At 64.7% G+C, this 15,271-nt stretch carries 10 protein-coding genes; 4 read left to right on the top strand and 6 right to left on the bottom strand.

The genetic code is table 11. The annotated features are described in order from the left end of the window. Nucleotides 1–23 precede the first annotated feature (23 nt). Nucleotides 24–2,348, top strand: a complete 2,325-nt coding sequence (gene parC / locus ACEN8U_RS26505; RefSeq protein ID WP_310106059.1) for a DNA topoisomerase IV subunit A — start codon at nt 24–26, stop codon at nt 2,346–2,348. 313 nt (nt 2,349–2,661) lie between these two features. Beyond that, on the top strand, nt 2,662–3,120 hold the full coding sequence (locus ACEN8U_RS26500; RefSeq protein WP_310106062.1) for a CopD family protein: 459 nt from the start codon (nt 2,662–2,664) through the stop codon (nt 3,118–3,120). A gap of 131 nt (nt 3,121–3,251) precedes the next feature. Here ACEN8U_RS26500 and ACEN8U_RS26495 read toward each other — a convergent pair whose 3' ends face one another. The 6 genes from ACEN8U_RS26495 to ACEN8U_RS26470 all read right to left on the bottom strand — a co-directional run bounded on the left by ACEN8U_RS26495 (nt 3,252) and on the right by ACEN8U_RS26470 (nt 11,186). Next, the gene (locus tag ACEN8U_RS26495; protein WP_310106065.1) at nt 3,252–4,460 is read right to left on the bottom strand and encodes a chromate transporter; all 1,209 of its coding nucleotides are present in this window, start codon (nt 4,458–4,460) and stop codon (nt 3,252–3,254) included. A 203-nt stretch (nt 4,461–4,663) separates the two neighbouring features. Beyond that, a complete protein-coding gene (locus tag ACEN8U_RS26490) occupies nt 4,664–7,012 on the bottom strand; it encodes an EAL domain-containing protein (RefSeq protein WP_028360492.1) in 2,349 nt (782 codons plus the stop codon). A 601-nt stretch (nt 7,013–7,613) separates the two neighbouring features. Further along, on the bottom strand, nt 7,614–8,519 hold the full coding sequence (locus ACEN8U_RS26485) for a PhzF family phenazine biosynthesis protein (RefSeq protein ID WP_310106067.1): 906 nt from the start codon (nt 8,517–8,519) through the stop codon (nt 7,614–7,616). Nucleotides 8,520–8,708: 189 nt separating this feature from the next. Then, nucleotides 8,709–9,173: a RidA family protein gene (locus tag ACEN8U_RS26480; RefSeq protein WP_015002093.1), complete on the bottom strand. Its 465-nt coding sequence runs from the start codon at nt 9,171–9,173 to the stop codon at nt 8,709–8,711. A 44-nt stretch (nt 9,174–9,217) separates the two neighbouring features. Then, on the bottom strand, nt 9,218–10,414 hold the full coding sequence (locus tag ACEN8U_RS26475) for a PLP-dependent aminotransferase family protein (protein ID WP_310106069.1): 1,197 nt from the start codon (nt 10,412–10,414) through the stop codon (nt 9,218–9,220). A gap of 76 nt (nt 10,415–10,490) precedes the next feature. Then, complete coding sequence (locus tag ACEN8U_RS26470; RefSeq protein WP_310106072.1) at nt 10,491–11,186, bottom strand: VOC family protein; 696 nt, start codon at nt 11,184–11,186, stop codon at nt 10,491–10,493. Nucleotides 11,187–11,601: 415 nt separating this feature from the next. Between ACEN8U_RS26470 and ACEN8U_RS26465 the strand changes: the two genes are divergently transcribed. Beyond that, nucleotides 11,602–13,071, top strand: coding sequence for a PLP-dependent aminotransferase family protein (locus ACEN8U_RS26465; RefSeq protein WP_310106075.1), 1,470 nt, complete (start codon nt 11,602–11,604; stop codon nt 13,069–13,071). A 182-nt stretch (nt 13,072–13,253) separates the two neighbouring features. Beyond that, nucleotides 13,254–15,152 (top strand): molecular chaperone HtpG, encoded by a 1,899-nt coding sequence (gene htpG, locus ACEN8U_RS26460; RefSeq protein ID WP_310106078.1) that lies wholly within the window; start codon nt 13,254–13,256, stop codon nt 15,150–15,152. The last annotated feature ends 119 nt before the right edge of the window (nt 15,153–15,271 follow it).

Genomic DNA, 15,271 nt, shown 5'->3' with positions numbered 1-15,271 from the left:
GCCAAACACGATACGGATTCCAGATGGACGACGATAACACTCTCGACCTTTTCACCGAGCCGCCGCCGCCCGAAGGCGACTTCCTCACGCTCGGCAATTACGCGGAAGGCGCCTATCTTCAGTACGCAGTCAGCGTGGTGAAGGGGCGCGCGCTGCCCGACGTCTGCGACGGGCAGAAGCCTGTGCAGCGGCGCATCCTCTACGCCATGAACGAGCTGGGCCTCAGCGACAACGCGAAGCCGGTCAAATCGGCGCGCGTGGTGGGCGACGTGATCGGTAAGTATCATCCGCACGGCGATCAGTCGGCGTACGACGCGCTCGTGCGTCTCGCGCAAGACTTTGCGATGCGCTATCCGCTCATCGACGGGCAGGGCAATTTCGGCTCGCGCGACGGCGACGGCGCCGCGGCCATGCGATACACCGAAGCGCGCCTCACGCCGATCTCGAAGCTGCTGCTCGACGAAATCGATCAGGGCACGGTCGATTTCATGCCGAACTACGACGGCGTCGAACAGGAGCCGCGCCAACTGCCCGCGCGTCTGCCGTTCCTGCTGCTCAACGGCGCGTCGGGCATCGCCGTGGGCCTCGCCACGGAGATTCCGTCGCACAATCTGCGCGAAGTCGCGGCGGCTACGGTTGCGATGATCCGCAATCCGAAGATCGCGCATGCGGACCTGATGCAGCACATGCCGGGGCCCGACTTCCCCGGCGGCGGCCAGATCATTTCGAGCGAAGCGGAAATCGCGGCGGCGTATGAGAGCGGCCGCGGCAGCCTGAAGGTGCGCGCCCGCTGGAAGATCGAGGACCTCGCGCGCGGTCAGTGGCAACTGGTGATCACCGAATTGCCGCCGAATACGGCGGCCCAGAAGGTGCTCGAAGAGATCGAGGAGCAGACCAACCCGAAGATCAAGCTCGGCAAGAAGGCGCTCACGCCCGAGCAGTTGCAGGCAAAGCAAACCATGCTGAGCCTGCTCGACGCGGTGCGCGACGAGTCCGGCAAGGACGCGCCGGTGCGCCTCGTGTTCGAGCCGAAGTCGAGCCGCATCGATCAGACGGAGTTCGTCAACACGCTGCTTGCGCATACGAGTCTGGAGTCGAACGCATCGCTGAATCTGGTGATGGTGGGCGGCGACGGCCGGCCGCGCCAGAAGGGCTTGAGCGAAATCCTGCACGAGTGGATCGCGTTCCGCTTCGCCACGGTCACGCGCCGCACGCGTCACCGGTTGACGAAGGTGGACGACCGGATCCACATCCTCGAAGGCCGGATGATCGTCTATCTGAACATCGACGAGGTGATCCGCATCATTCGCGAGTCCGACGAACCGAAAGTCTCGCTGATGGCCGCGTTCGGGCTGTCGGACCGGCAGGCCGACGACATCCTCGAAATCCGGCTGCGGCAGTTGGCGCGGCTCGAAAAGATCAAGATCGAGAAGGAACTCGCGGATCTGCGCGACGAGAAGGCGAAGCTCGAGGAACTGCTCGCGAGCGAATCCGCGATGAAGCGTCTGCTCATCAAGGAAATCGAAGCCGACGCCAAGCAATACGGCGACGAGCGCCGCACGCTCATCCAGCAGGAAAAGCGCGCCACGTATGAGGCGCGCGTGATCGACGAGCCGGTCACGGTCGTGGTCTCGCAAAAGGGCTGGGTGCGCGCGCTGAAGGGCCACGGTCTGGACACGGCCGGCTTCACGTTCAAGGCCGGCGACGGTCTGTACGCCGCGTTCCAGTGCCGCACGCCGGATACGCTTATCGCGTGGGGCAGCAACGGGCGTGTCTATTCGGTCGCGGTGGCGTCGCTGCCGGGCGGTCGCGGCGACGGCGTGCCGGTCACATCGCTGATCGAACTGGAGTCGGGCAGCCATCTGATGCACTACTACGCGGCTGCTGCGGACCAGGCCCTGCTGCTCGCGTCGAGCAACGGCTTTGGCTTCATCGCGAAGGTCGGCGACATGGTGAGCCGCGTGAAAGCGGGCAAATCGTTCATGACGATCGACGCGGGCGCCGCGCCGCTCGCGCCCATGCCGATGCTGCCGGACGCGAGCCAGGTGGCGTGTCTGTCGTCCACGGGGCGCCTGCTCGTGTTCGGCATCGACGAAATGAAGACGCTGTCGGGCGGCGGACGCGGCGTCACGCTGATGGCGCTCGACGACAAGGAAACGCTGGTGCAGGCGCTCGCCATCAACGGGGCGGGTGTCATGCTGATCGGCGCGCGTCGCGGCGGCAGGCTGGACGAGGAAAAGCTGAGCGGCGCCGCGCTCGCCGCGCACGTGAGCAAGCGGGCGCGCAAGGGCCGTGCGCCGGAGAGCAAGTTGAAGCTCGAAGGCATGCGTCCAGCGCTCGCCGGCTGACAAAGATTGACGTTGAAAACGGCCGGCGTCTGCTAGCATGCGAGGCGCTGGCCGTGCGCAGTAATGGCAGTAACAGTAGTCGCAGGCGTGGCAAGATGCGGCAAATCCGGGGGCAGCGTCATGGTGTCGCGTGAAAGTGCCAGGTGACGGCACTTCGTCGAGACAGCCGGCGCGCTGCAATAACAACAAGAAAAACGACAGAAGCCATGAGCGTTCTGGAACTGCACACAGGGCGTGCGGTCGAACGCGCTCAATAGCCGCTCGTCAAGCGTTGGCGTAGGCGGCGCGGCATCGTCGGAGAGGAAAACACAACATGAACAAGGCTATCGAACTCGCGCTCTTTCTACATCTGCTCGCAGTCGCGGTGTGGATGGGCGGGATGGTCTTCGCGCATTTCTGCTTGCGCCCCGCAATGGCCGATCTCTCGCCGCAATTGCGTCTGCCTTTGTGGGAATCGGTGTTCGGCCGTTTCTTCAATTGGGTCGCGGCTTCGGTGCTCGTCATTCTGCTGACCGGCGGCTTCCTGCTCATGCGGTTCGGAGGCGGTCACGCCACCTGGCCGTTGCATGCCATGGCCGGTCTCGGCATCGTTATGATGCTGATTTTTGGGCATATCCGTTTTGCCGTGTTTCCACGTATTCGCCGCGCCGTGCAAGCGCAGAAATGGCCTGACGGCGCGCAGGCGGTCGGCACGATCCGGCGCCTCGTGCTGGTCAACATCGTGTTGGGCGTGGTGACGGTGGGCGTCGCCGTGCTGTCGCGCGGATTCTGACGGCGCGCGTCAAGCGACTGCGGCGGTGCCGCGCATCGCGTGAGCCGCCGGAGCGTTGCCAGCCAGCGCATGATCCGATCAAGCGCTGCCGAAGAGCGCATCGCTCGCCAAAGCGTCGCTCACCCGCGACGCTAGCCCCACGCCCCATACGCAAGCCACAGCCCGCACACCACCGCCACCGTGCCGTACACCGCGTAGACCGGCAGTTTGAGCTTGCCGAAGCCTATCGCTGAAAAGAACGCGGTGAGCAGATAGACCGGCTGCAGCGGCACGCGTCCGGCGATACGCAGCACGGCGACCGCGAGAAAGGCAGTCGTGACCGCGCGCAGAATCCGCATGCCGTGTTCGAAGCGCGGGTTCATCTTCAACTGATGCAGATGCCGCTGCGCAAGCACGACGAGGCAGCCCGACGGCACGAACAGCGCGAGCGTGGCGAAGACCGCGCCCGCCCAGCCGTCGACGAGATAGCCGAAGAACGGCACCACATTCAGCAGCGGTCCCGGCGAGATCGGCGACAACGAAAAAGCCAGCGTGAAGTCGTTCTCCGAGATGCCGATCGTCGGCGTGACGAACAAGGTCTTGAGCACCGGCAAGGCGGAAAAGCCGCCGCCGAAGAGTGTCATGCCCGCGCCCGCGAGCCGCGGCCACAGCAGCGCAAGATCGAAGCGATGCGGCAGCGGCAGCGCGAACAACAGCACGAACGCGCACAGCATGCCGAGTATCTGCCAGTCGCCGCGCGCAAACGACACCGCGAAGCGCGTGCTGCGCACCGGACTGATCGCCCAGCCGGTGCCGAAGGCCGCGCTCAGCATCAGCACATAAGCGGCGGGGCTGTGCGCAAAGAAAAGCGCGAAGCAGCCGACCACCGCCGCGGTCCATTCGAGCTTGCCGCGCACGAGCGCGCGCGTCTGCTTATACCAGGTGATGCCGATCAACGTGGCGAGCACCACGCTGAAGTGGTTCAGCAAGGTTTGCGACGCGGCGGCGCGCACGAGCGGCGTCCGGTAGAAGATCGCGAAGAGCGTCATCAGCATGAAGAAGGGCAGCACGCTCGCCATGCCCGCGACCCATGCGCCGGCGCGTCCGCGCAGCGCGTGTCCGAGTTGCACGGCGACGTTGCAGCCCACCGGTCCAGGCACCATCCACGCGAGCGCTATGAGATCGGAAAACGCGACGCGCGACAGCCGCTCCTCGCGCTCGACGTAGTGATTTTCGAGCTGCGCCATTAGCGCGAGGCCGCCCCAGGACAATGCCGACAGGCCGAACACGACCTTGAACAGCGTCCATAGCGGTTCCCGCTCCCCTCGTCTTGCAGCATCGTGGCTTGTTATCGTCTGCATGGCGCCACGGGCGCGCGGTGTGCGCGCGCCCGTCCTGTGGATCCTGTGATGTTGCGCGCGGCCGTCCGGTCCGACGGCGTCGCGCGAGAACGCAATACAGCGAGAATGTAGCCGGTTTTAGGCGGCGGCGGTATGGAGGCACGAAGGGCCGGCGCCGCAGCGTTGGGGCGAAGCCCACAGCCGGCGCGTCGGGCGTGCACTGTCTAACCGTTCGTGCTGGTGCTCGTGCTGTTGGCTTCCTGGATCGGGCGCCGGCCGTTCATGCCGCACACGCCGAAACGTTCGAGCAGCGCCGGAATCGCGTCGACGGGAACCGGGCGCGAAAAGAGAAAACCCTGCGCCTCGATGTGGCCGAGCGCGGCGAGCCACGCAATCTGCTCTTCCGTCTCCGTTCCTTCGACCACCACCGTGAGCCCGAGCGAGCGCGCCAGATTGACAATCGCGGTTACCATCACGCAGACGCTGCGGTCGCCCGGAATGGCCTGGACGAAGGAGCGGTCCACCTTCAGCGTGTCGACCGAGAACCGGTTGAGATACGACAGCGACGAATAACCGGTGCCGAAGTCGTCGAGCGCGATCCGCACGCCGAGGCGCTTGAGCGCGAAGATCTTTTCGGAGACGAGTTCCGGATACTCCATCATCGCCGTTTCGGTGATTTCGAGTTCCAGGCGGCGCGCGGAAATGCCGCTTTCCTCGATGGCGTGCGACACCGTTTCGTACAGATCGCCGCGCCAGAACTGCACGGCCGAAATGTTCACCGCAAGCGACAACGTGTCGTAGCCTTGCTGCTGCCACAGCGCGAGTTGGCGGCACGCGGTCTCGATCACGAAGTCGCCGATCGGCACGATGAGCCCCGTCGACTCCGCAACCGGAATGAATTCGTTGGCCGGAATCAGACCGTGCTGCGGATGATTCCAGCGCACCAGCGCCTCGAAGCCGGTAATGCAGCGGCGCGTCAGGTCGATCTTCGGCTGATAGGCGAGAAAGAGCTGCCCTTCGGCGAGCGCGACACGCAGCTGCTGCTCCCACTTCATCAGATGGTCCGCGCGATGCGACAGTTGCGGCGAATAGAACTGGTAGCAGTTCTTGCCCGCGTCTTTCGCGCTGTACATGGCGAGGTCGGCCTTTTTCAGCAGGTCGATTTCGCTTTCGTTGGCGACCGAGTAAAGCGCAATGCCGATGCTCGCATGCAGCACGAACGAACTGCCGCGCACTTCGAACGGTTTCGAGAAGGCTTCCGCGGCGGCCTCGGCGAGCGCCACCGCGCGCTTCTCGACGTCGTCGCCCTTGATGACGACCACGAACTCGTCGCCGCCGATGCGGCTCAGCGTGCCACCTTCCGCCACCGCGGTGGCGAGCCGCGAGGCCGTCATTTGCAGCACGATGTCGCCGGCGTTGTGACCGAGCGTGTCGTTGACCGTCTTGAAGTTGTCGAGGTCGATGAACAGGATCGCGAGGTGGCCCAGGTTGGCCGGCTGCGCGACTTCCTGACGCAGCGTGCGCAAAGTGGCGTAGCGATTGCGCAAGCCGGTCAGCAGATCGTATTCGACGAGGTGCGTCATTTCGCGCTCGCGGCCGAGCAGCTTGCCGATCAGGCCGGTCGCCACCGCGAAGAAGCTCAGCATGGCGAGCGAGATGAAACCCGCCATCAGCAGATAGACGTTGCGCGTGTGGTTGTAGTCCGCGAATTCTTCCGCCTGCGACAAACCCACGAGCACGCCGAGCGGATAACCGTCGATATGCCGGTACGAGACGATGCGCGTGACGTTGTCGATCGAATCGACATAGGTGCCCGAAACGTGCTCCGACGTCGGATAGGAGCCGCTTGCGGAAAAGGTGCCCGTTGCGTTCACGACATTGCCCGTGCGCCGCGCGAGCACCGTGCCGTTGTCCGAGATCACGGCAATCACGCCTTCGCGGCCGATTGCCGCGTTGTTGTAGAAGTCGCTCGTGAAATAGCTCGGATCTTCGGACACCACCACGACGCCTGCAAACGAGCCGTCCGGATGATTGAGACGGCGCGTCATCTGCAGCGTCCAGTGACCCGACACGCGGCCGAGCACCGGCTTGCTGATGTACAGCTGGTCGTCGTTTTCGTGCTCGTGAACCTTGAAGTGCTCGCGGTCCGACAGATCGATGTGCTTTGGATTGAGCTCGGCCGTGTTGGCGATCAGCTTGCCGTGCTCGTCGATCAACGACACCTGCACGAGCGTCTCGCTTTGCACGACGCCTTTTTCGACCGTGCTGGACAGGTCGAAATGCCCCGGCGTTTTTTCGAACTCGTATTTGACGAAGCGGGTGATCTGGTCGACCTGGTGAATCGCCTTGATCGTATGCTGTTCGAGCGCCGCCGAGAGAATGGCGGCAGATGCCATGGCTTCGCGGTAGGTGGCCTCTTTTTCGACCGAAAGACGCGCGAAGATGACCGTCCAAAGCAGGATCAGCACAAGCACGCCGAGCGCGGGAATGGCGAGCAACGCGCGCCGTCGCGACGCGGCGGGATCGCGGCGGCCTGGAGCTTCGCGCTGATCGGAGAAGCGGGGTTTGCTCATCAGGCGGCCCGTACCCAGCTGCCGGCCGGTTGCGAACACGCGAGCGTCGACTGCGCTGTTTTCATGGGTGGCTGCATGGAGTTGCCGGAACTGCTGCGCAAGAAGAAGGGGCGTGGCCGGGCGCCTGATCGTTCGCACTGGGTCGGGTACGTTTCGATATTACTTAATGCCACTAGATTAAGGAAGGGTCCGGGCATCGGGTATACACGGGCGCTGTCTGCGGGCTTCCGCACACTGTTTTGCAGCCTGTTTTCAGGGCTTTTTGACGCTCCGTGCGCAGGTGTGCCGCGAAGTTCGCCGCAAACTCCGGCGCATGCACTGTCAGGCGGCGAACCGGCGCATGCAGGCGATCGCGCGCGGGCGGTCGTGAGGTTCGGATGGTCCATCGAAATTCGGCGTTCCGGCATGGCGGCTTATGCGTGCGTGGCCTTCGTCAGGCAGGATTCGTTATGCAAGTTGCATCGCGCGAGCGTGGCAAGCGGCGTTTTGTGGCTAAACGTGGTTAAGCGTGGCTAAATGAGGCAAGTCGCGTGCTGTTTATCGTCACGGCTTTGCTATTGCTTCGGCAGGCTACGAATCGAGCAAGCAAACGACGGGCCGGTCACGGCATCCGGAACGTACCGTCGACGACCGTCACCGACGACCCGCCGATCCATGTCTTGCCGTTTGCGTCGTCATAGCGAACGAAGACCTGGCCGGCCCGCCCAAGCGCGGTACCCTGGCGTGCCGTATAGCTCGCGCCGGGCCGCAGATTCTGCGCGCTCAGCAAGCCCGCCAGCGCCGCGTTCGCGCTGCCCGTCACCGGGTCTTCGCCGACGCCGAACGCGCCGCCCATCATCAGGCAGCGCACTTCGAACGTGGCGGGGCCGCCCGCCTCGTGTGGACCATACGCGGCAACGCCGTGCGCGCCGACCGCCTGCACGATCTGCGCGAGCGCCGCCGCATCGGGTTCGAGCGCGAGGCAATCGCGCGCGGAATTCATTCGCACGACGAGCCACGGCGCGCCGTTGTCGACGGCACAGGGCAGGGCGCTGAAGTCGATCGCGTCGCTACGCAAAGCCGTAGAAAGTGCAGGGAATTGTCGTTCTGACAAAGGTGCGATGCGCGCGGGCGGCGCGGCAAAGGCCCACGCGTCGAGTCCGTCGTCCGGCTCACCGGCGGCGCATTGCTCCAATTGCACGAGCCCCACGCCGCATTGCTGGACGAGCTTGCCCGGCTGCTTCGGCTGATAACCGCTTTCGAGGAGCGCATGCGCGCTGCCGAGCGTCGGGTGACCCGCAAACGGCAGTTCGCCGTGGGTCGTGAAGATGCGCACGCGATAGTCGGCGGCCGGGTCGGTCGGCTGCAACAGGAAAGTTGTTTCGGACAGATTGGTCCAGTGCGCGATGGCCTGCATCTGATCGGCGCTGAGCGCGTCGGCGTCGAACACGACGGCGAGCGGATTGCCTTTGAACGGCACCGACGTGAAGACGTCGACCTGTTTGAAACGAACGGTGTTGGCGGGCATCGGGCGCGGTCCGGCGATTCCTGCGGTTGGTATGGTTCGCGGATTCTATCCGGTGCCGCCGGAACGATCCACCTCGCCACAAATGCAAAACGCGCCGCGGGTGCCTGCACCTCGCGACGCGTTCTGTCTGGCGCCCGGTCGAGCCGGGCCGGGCTGTCGTCAAACCGGGTGGGTCTGCCCGGCGCCAGCTTATTCGACTTCGGCGATCATCTCGATCTCGACGCATGCGCCAAGCGGAATCTGCGCGACGCCGAATGCCGAGCGCGCATGCTTGCCGCGCTCGCCGAACACGTCGGCGATCAGTTCGGACGCGCCGTTCGTGACCAGATGCTGCTCGGTGAAGTCGAGCGTGGAGTTCACGAGGCTCATCAGCTTGACGATGCGCTTCACGCGGTTCAGGTCGCCGACATGCGCGTGCAGTGTGGCGAGCAGGTCCACCGCGATGGAACGCGCGGCAAGCTTGCCTTCCTCGGTGTTCAGATCGGCGCCGAGCTTGCCGGCCCACACCTTACCGTCTTTCTTCGCGATGTGGCCGGACAGGTACACCGTATTGCCGCTTTGCGCGCTCATCACGTAAGCGGCTGCCGGCGCGCCGGCGGTCGGCAGTTCGATGCCCAGTTCCTTGAGCTTGTCGTAAACGTTCGTTTGAGCCATGTTGACCTCGGTCGGTAGTAAAAAACGGAGAAGCGGGCGCGGGCTTAGACCTTCGCGCGGATCAGCGCGGCGAGGCGCGCGACGCCTTCGTCGATCCTGGCAGGCGGCACCGTGACGAACGACAGGCGCAGCGTGTTGTGCTGCGCCTCGTTCGCGAAGAACGGACCGCCCGGCACGAACGCGACATTCTGCGCGACGGCTTCTTCCAGCAGCTTCATGCTGTCGATCTGCGCGGGCAGGTTCACCCAGATGAACATGCCGCCTTCCGGGCGATTCCACTTCACGCCTTCCGGCATGTAGCGTTCGAGCGCGGCCAGCATCGCTGCGCACTGCGCGCGATAGAGCTCGCGGATGGTCGGCACGTGCGTATCGAGAAAGCCGTCCTTGACCACTTCATGCACGATGCGCTGCGTGAAGCTCGGCGTGTGCAGATCGGTGGCCTGCTTGGCCTGCACGAGTTTGAAGATCAACTCTTCCGGCGCGATGATGTAGCCGACCCGCAGACCCGGCGCCAGCACCTTGGAGAACGAACCGAGGTGGACGATGTGATCCGGCGCCATCGACAGCATGGTGGGCAGCGGTTCGCCCGCGTAGTCGAGCGCACCGTAAGGATCGTCCTCGATCACCGGGAACGGTGCCGTCTTCGCGAATGCGGCGAGCGCGCGGCGGCGCTCGACCGGCAGGCGGCGCCCGGTCGGATTCTGGAAATTCGGTTGTGCGTACAACAGGCGCGCGCCGGCGGTGAGTTCGGGCGTAAGCCCTTCAGGGATCAGGCCCTGCTCGTCGGTCGGCACCTGGACGTAGCGCGGCTCGTACATGGAGAACGACTGCAGCGCGCCGAGGTAGGTCGGCGTTTCGACGAGCAGCGGGCTTTGCGGACACACCAGCACCTTGCCGAGCAGATCGAGCGCCTGCTGCGAGCCAGTCGTGATCAGCACCTGCGTCGGGCGGATCTGCACGCCGTTCACCGAATAGCGTTGCGCGACCCATTCGCGCAATGGCGCATAGCCTTCGGTTGCGCTGTACTGGAGCGCCGCGGCGGGCGTGTCGCGCAGAATGCGGTCGGACGCTTCGCGCATGCGTTCAGCCGGAAAGGTGGCCGGCGAGGGCAGGCCGCCCGCGAACGAAATGACTTCGGGCCGTTCCGTGACCTTGAGAATTTCGCGGATCGCCGAGCTCGTGAGCTTGCGTGCGCGTTCGGACAATTGCCACATGGGGGCTTTCAGGTCGCTTTGGTCCATGGTCTCCTCTCTCTGGTGTCTCTGGAACCGGTCAAAACTTCGATTATCGCGCGAGTCGGCGACCCGCGCGCGCTGCTTATTTAAGGGTGCGTAGGCCGCCGGGCGTTTCGAACTCGGCGATGAGCGCCGGCGCGCCGTCCGTCGCCTGCACCTGGATCAGGTGCGCGGCGCCCAGCCACTGCAATTGCGCGGCCACCGTGTCGGCTTGCGGATGCAGGCCCTTCAACGATTTGAGCGCAACGCCGCTGTCCGGCAGTACCGCCGACGGATGCCGCGCCGTGTCCCACTGAATCAGGGACGGCAGCACGCCGTCGCCGGCGCCTTGCCAGGCAGGGAAGGCGCCGTCTTCAGGGACCGACAGGCCCCACGCGAAGTCGCCGCGCGTGAGCGGCACGATCGGCGGAATGCGCGCCGGGTATTGCGCCTGCCACGTCGGCAGATGCTTCGGACGGTCCACGCGCACTACCCAATGCGACAGATAGGGGCCGCTTTCGAGGCGCGCGCGGGTCGCCGGATCGTCGAGCGCGAAGAGACGCGGGCGCGGCGCGGCGTCCGGAGTCTTGCCGGCTGCGTCGGCTTGCGGGTCGATGGCGATCACTTCCAGATAGGCGCCGCCCCACAGGTTCAGGAGCCGGTTGTGCGTGCGCATGGACGGATGCGCGCCGCCGCCGGCCGGTTTTGCGCCCAGCAGGTCGGCAACGTACTGCGTGCCCTCGTCGAGCGTGCGGGCGGAAACGACGAGATGATCGAGACGAAGCGGATGTGCGGTCATTCGGATTGAGGAAACGGGTTTCTACGGTAGGCCGGCCCCGCGCCGCGTGCCGCTTGCGACAGGCGCCGGGGTCGTAAGCATAACCGTTCGTGCACGCTGAATCGACGGACTGACTGATGGAGCGGCGGCGCTTCTCCGTTGGCGTCTTTCCTCGCGGACGGCCGGCTGGTCGCCGGCCGCTGGCCGCGCTGGCCGCCGGTACGGTTCATTTCCCGCCAATCCGGCTCATGGCGCGCTTCGGCCATGGCGACTGGCCGCCCGAACTTCCATGGCGACGCCCCCCCGGGAGCCCGGCGGAGCGGGGGGGCCACGTTTCACCCGCCGAGGCGCGCCCTCCACCTCAAATGTAACGGCGAGGACCGGCACAGTAACGGTACAATCGACTCGATACCGTTCGGTACAGTTGGAGCCTCACATGTCCGTCCCGCTTACGCAGATTCCCGCCCCGCACGACACGGCGTCGCTGACGCTGGTGGAGCAGCTCGTCCAGTGGGCGCGCCGCCGGATCGAGGAGCGCGTGTTCCGTCCCGGCATGCGCATGCCGTCCATCCGCAAGCTAGCGCTAGACAAGGGCGTCTCGCGCTTCACGGTGGTGGAAGCATATGAGCGGCTCGTCGCCCAGGGTTATCTGGAGTCGCGGCGCGGCTCGGGATTTTTCGTGCGCGAGCGTCTGGCGGGCGCGGCGGGGGCTGGGGTGGCTGCCGTGGCGGACTTGCGCCCGGCCGCGCAGGAGAGCGCGCCGGCCACCATCGACGTGGTCTGGCTGCTGCGCAACATGCTGCATACCGGCGCGCGTCCGGAGCGCAGTCCGGGCCTCGGCTATCTGCCGGGGCGCTGGCTCGACGGCGAACTGATCACCAATGCGCTGCGCACGCTGGGCCGGCAAAGCGGCGCCCAGATGCTCGGCATCGGCACGCCGCTCGGTTTTCTGCCGCTGCGCCAGCAGTTGCAGACGCGTCTCGAGGAGCTGGAGATCGGCGCGTCGCCCGATCAGATCGTGATGGTGTCGGGCATCACGCAGGCCATCGACCTGATTTCGCGCATTTACGTGAAGCCGGGCGATTCGGTTATCGTCGGCGATCCCGCGTGGTTCCAGATGTTCGGGCGCTTCGCGTCGCAGGGCGCGCGGCTCGTCGGCATGCCTTATACGCCGGACGGTCCCGACCTCGACGCGCTCGAATCGCTCGTGCAAACCTGGCGGCCCAAGATGCTGGTGATCAACTCCGTGCTGCAGAATCCGACCGGCACCTCGCTGACCGCCGCGCAGGCGTTCCGCATCTTGCGGCTTGCCGAGGCTTACGACTTTATCGTCGTGGAAGACGACATTTACGGCGATTTGTGCCCGCCGGGCTATCCGGGCACGCGGCTCGCAAGCCTCGACCAGTTAAAGCGCGTGATCTACCTGGGCAGTTTCTCGAAGACGCTCGCGCCGAACCTGCGGGTCGGTTTTATCGCGTGCGCGCCCGACGTGGCGAAAGCGGTCAGTGACCAGAAGATGCTCGTCGGCATGACGAGCCCGGAACTCAACGAGCGCGTGTTGTACAAGATTCTGACGGAAGGTCACTACCGGCGCCATGTCGAGCGGTTGCGGGTGCGGCTCGACGGCGTGCGCGAAAAATCCGTGCGGATGTTGGAAAAGACCGGCCTGAAGCTCTTTCTGACGCCCACGGCGGGCATGTTCGTGTGGGCCGACACGGGCGTCGATGCCGACGGGCTCGCCGCCGCGGGCCATGAGGCCGGCTTTCTCCTCACGCCTGGCAGCCTTTTTTCGCCGCAACAATCGCCGACCACGTGGATGCGCTTTAACGTCGCCAATTGCGGCGATCCCGAGCTGGCGACGTTTTTGTGCCGTTATCTCGACGGCGTTGCGCGCCGCGCCTCTTGAAACCGCGCGGGCTCGCCCCCACTTAGGTCGACAATCTGGCGCTCCAGCGGTCCGCCGGTGCCGAGGCTCGCGGTGCCGCGCCGGGTTGCTCCCGTGCCCCGCGCGCCCTGCTGCCGCGCCCGAACCGCATTCGTACAACCTGATTCGCCAAAACCGATTCGCAACAGAGAGGAAGTCCGACCATGGCACAAGAAACCATGAGCTTTCAGGCGGAAGTGAAACAGCTTCTGCACCTGATGATCCATTCGCTGTACAGCAATAAGGAAATCTTTTTGCGCGAGCTGATTTCCAATGCGTCCGACGCGGCCGACAAGCTGCGCTTCGAAGCCATTGAAAACAGCAGCCTGTACGAAAGCGACCCGAACCTGCGCATTCGCGTGTCTTACGACAAGGAAGCGCGCACCGTCACGATCGACGACAACGGCATCGGCATGAGCCGCGACGAGGCAATCGCGAACCTCGGCACGATCGCGCGTTCGGGCACGAAGGAATTTTTCGGCAAACTCTCCGGCGACCAGCAGAAGGACGCAGCGCTGATCGGCCAGTTCGGCGTGGGCTTCTACTCGGGCTTCATCGTCGCGGACAAGATCACCGTGGAAACGCGCCGCGCCGGCTTGCCGGCCTCCGAAGGCGTGCGCTGGGAAAGCACGGGCGAGGGCGATTTCGCCGTCGAGCAGATCGAGCGCGCCGCGCGCGGCACGACCATCACGCTGCACCTGCGTGCTGATGAGGACGACCTGCTGTCATCGCATCGTCTGAAGTCGATCATTCAGCGGTATTCGGATCACGTCGCGCTGCCCATCCTGATGAAAAAGGAAGAGTGGGACGCGGAAAAGAGCGCGATGGTCACGAAGGACGAGGACGAGACCGTCAATCAGGCCAGCGCGCTGTGGACCCGCGCGAAGAACGACATTACGGACGAGCAGTACAAGCAGTTCTATCAGCATCTGTCGCACGATCACCAGGACCCGCTCACGTGGACGCATAACCGCGTGGAAGGCCGCAGCGAGTACACGCAGTTGCTGTACGTGCCGAGTCACGCGCCGTTCGACCTGTGGAATCGCGATCACCGCGGCGGCCTCAAGCTGTATGTGAAGCGCGTGTTCATCATGGACGACGCGGAGCAATTGCTGCCGTCGTATCTGCGTTTCGTGAAGGGCGTGGTCGATTCGAGCGACCTGCCGCTCAACGTGTCCCGCGAAATTCTGCAGGAAAGCCGCGACGTCAAGGCGATCCGCGAGGGCGTGACCAAGCGCGCGCTGTCGATGCTGGAAGAATTGGCCAACTCCGAGAACGAAGCCGACCGCGAGAAGTACGCCGGCTTCTGGAAAGAGTTCGGCCAGGTGCTGAAGGAAGGCATCGGCGAAGATTTCGCGAACCGCGAGCGGATTGCGAAGCTCGTGCGCTTTGCTTCCACGCATACTGAAACGCCCGAGCAGAACGTGTCGCTGTCGGACTACGTCGCGCGCATGAAGCCCGAGCAGACGAAGATCTATTACGTGACCGCCGACACGTGGCAGGCGGCAACGCACAGCCCGCATCTCGAAGTGTTCCGCAAGAAGGGCGTGGAAGTGCTGCTGCTGACCGATCGCGTGGACGAATGGATGCTGTCGTTCCTGAACGAATTCGACGGCAAGCCGTTGCAAAGCGTGGCGCGCGGCGACCTCGATCTCGGCGCGCTGAACGATGAGGAAAAAAAGGCGCAGGAAAAGGTCAGCGAAGAGCTGAAGCCGCTCGTCGAGAAGATGAAGGAAGCGCTGAAGGACAAGGCAAAGGACGTGCGCCTCACGTTCCGCCTGACCGATTCGCCTTCCTGCCTCGTTGCCGACGACGGCGAAATGAGCGGCTACCTGCAGCGCATGCTGAAGGCGGCGGGTCAGCAGGCGCCCTCGTTCCATCCGATTCTCGAAGTGAATCCGGAGCACGCGCTCGTGAAGGGCTTGCATGCCGACAGTGCCAACTTCGACGACTGGTGCCACCTGCTGTTCGACCAGGCGTTGCTGGCTGAAGGCGGCGCGCTGGACGATCCGGCGAGCTTCGTGAAGCGCACCAACGCTTTGTTGCTCGCGCGCGCGAACTGAGCGCGATTGCGCAGCGTCGGCAGACGCGCCATGCAACAACTGAAAATGCGCTGCTTCGGCAGCGCATTTTTTTTGCCTTGCAGTGCCCGCAACCGTATCACCCAGCGGGTAAAGTCGGG

Source organism: Paraburkholderia phenoliruptrix, from assembly GCF_047325075.1.
GTDB classification, from domain to species: domain Bacteria; phylum Pseudomonadota; class Gammaproteobacteria; order Burkholderiales; family Burkholderiaceae; genus Paraburkholderia; species Paraburkholderia phenoliruptrix.
This window is presented reverse-complemented; position numbering and strand designations above follow the sequence as displayed.

Excerpts from the sequence above, each read along its gene's own strand:
- parC (WP_310106059.1), top strand. The coding sequence starts at position 24 with ATGGACGACGATAACACTCTCGACCTTTTCACCGAGCCGCCGCCGCCC.
- ACEN8U_RS26500 (WP_310106062.1), top strand. The coding sequence starts at position 2,662 with ATGAACAAGGCTATCGAACTCGCGCTCTTTCTACATCTGCTCGCAGTC.
- ACEN8U_RS26495 (WP_310106065.1), bottom strand. The coding sequence starts at position 4,460 with ATGCAGACGATAACAAGCCACGATGCTGCAAGACGAGGGGAGCGGGAA.
- ACEN8U_RS26490 (WP_028360492.1), bottom strand. The coding sequence starts at position 7,012 with ATGAGCAAACCCCGCTTCTCCGATCAGCGCGAAGCTCCAGGCCGCCGC.
- ACEN8U_RS26485 (WP_310106067.1), bottom strand. The coding sequence starts at position 8,519 with ATGCCCGCCAACACCGTTCGTTTCAAACAGGTCGACGTCTTCACGTCG.
- ACEN8U_RS26480 (WP_015002093.1), bottom strand. The coding sequence starts at position 9,173 with ATGGCTCAAACGAACGTTTACGACAAGCTCAAGGAACTGGGCATCGAA.
- ACEN8U_RS26475 (WP_310106069.1), bottom strand. The coding sequence starts at position 10,414 with ATGGACCAAAGCGACCTGAAAGCCCCCATGTGGCAATTGTCCGAACGC.
- ACEN8U_RS26470 (WP_310106072.1), bottom strand. The coding sequence starts at position 11,186 with ATGACCGCACATCCGCTTCGTCTCGATCATCTCGTCGTTTCCGCCCGC.
- ACEN8U_RS26465 (WP_310106075.1), top strand. The coding sequence starts at position 11,602 with ATGTCCGTCCCGCTTACGCAGATTCCCGCCCCGCACGACACGGCGTCG.
- htpG (WP_310106078.1), top strand. The coding sequence starts at position 13,254 with ATGGCACAAGAAACCATGAGCTTTCAGGCGGAAGTGAAACAGCTTCTG.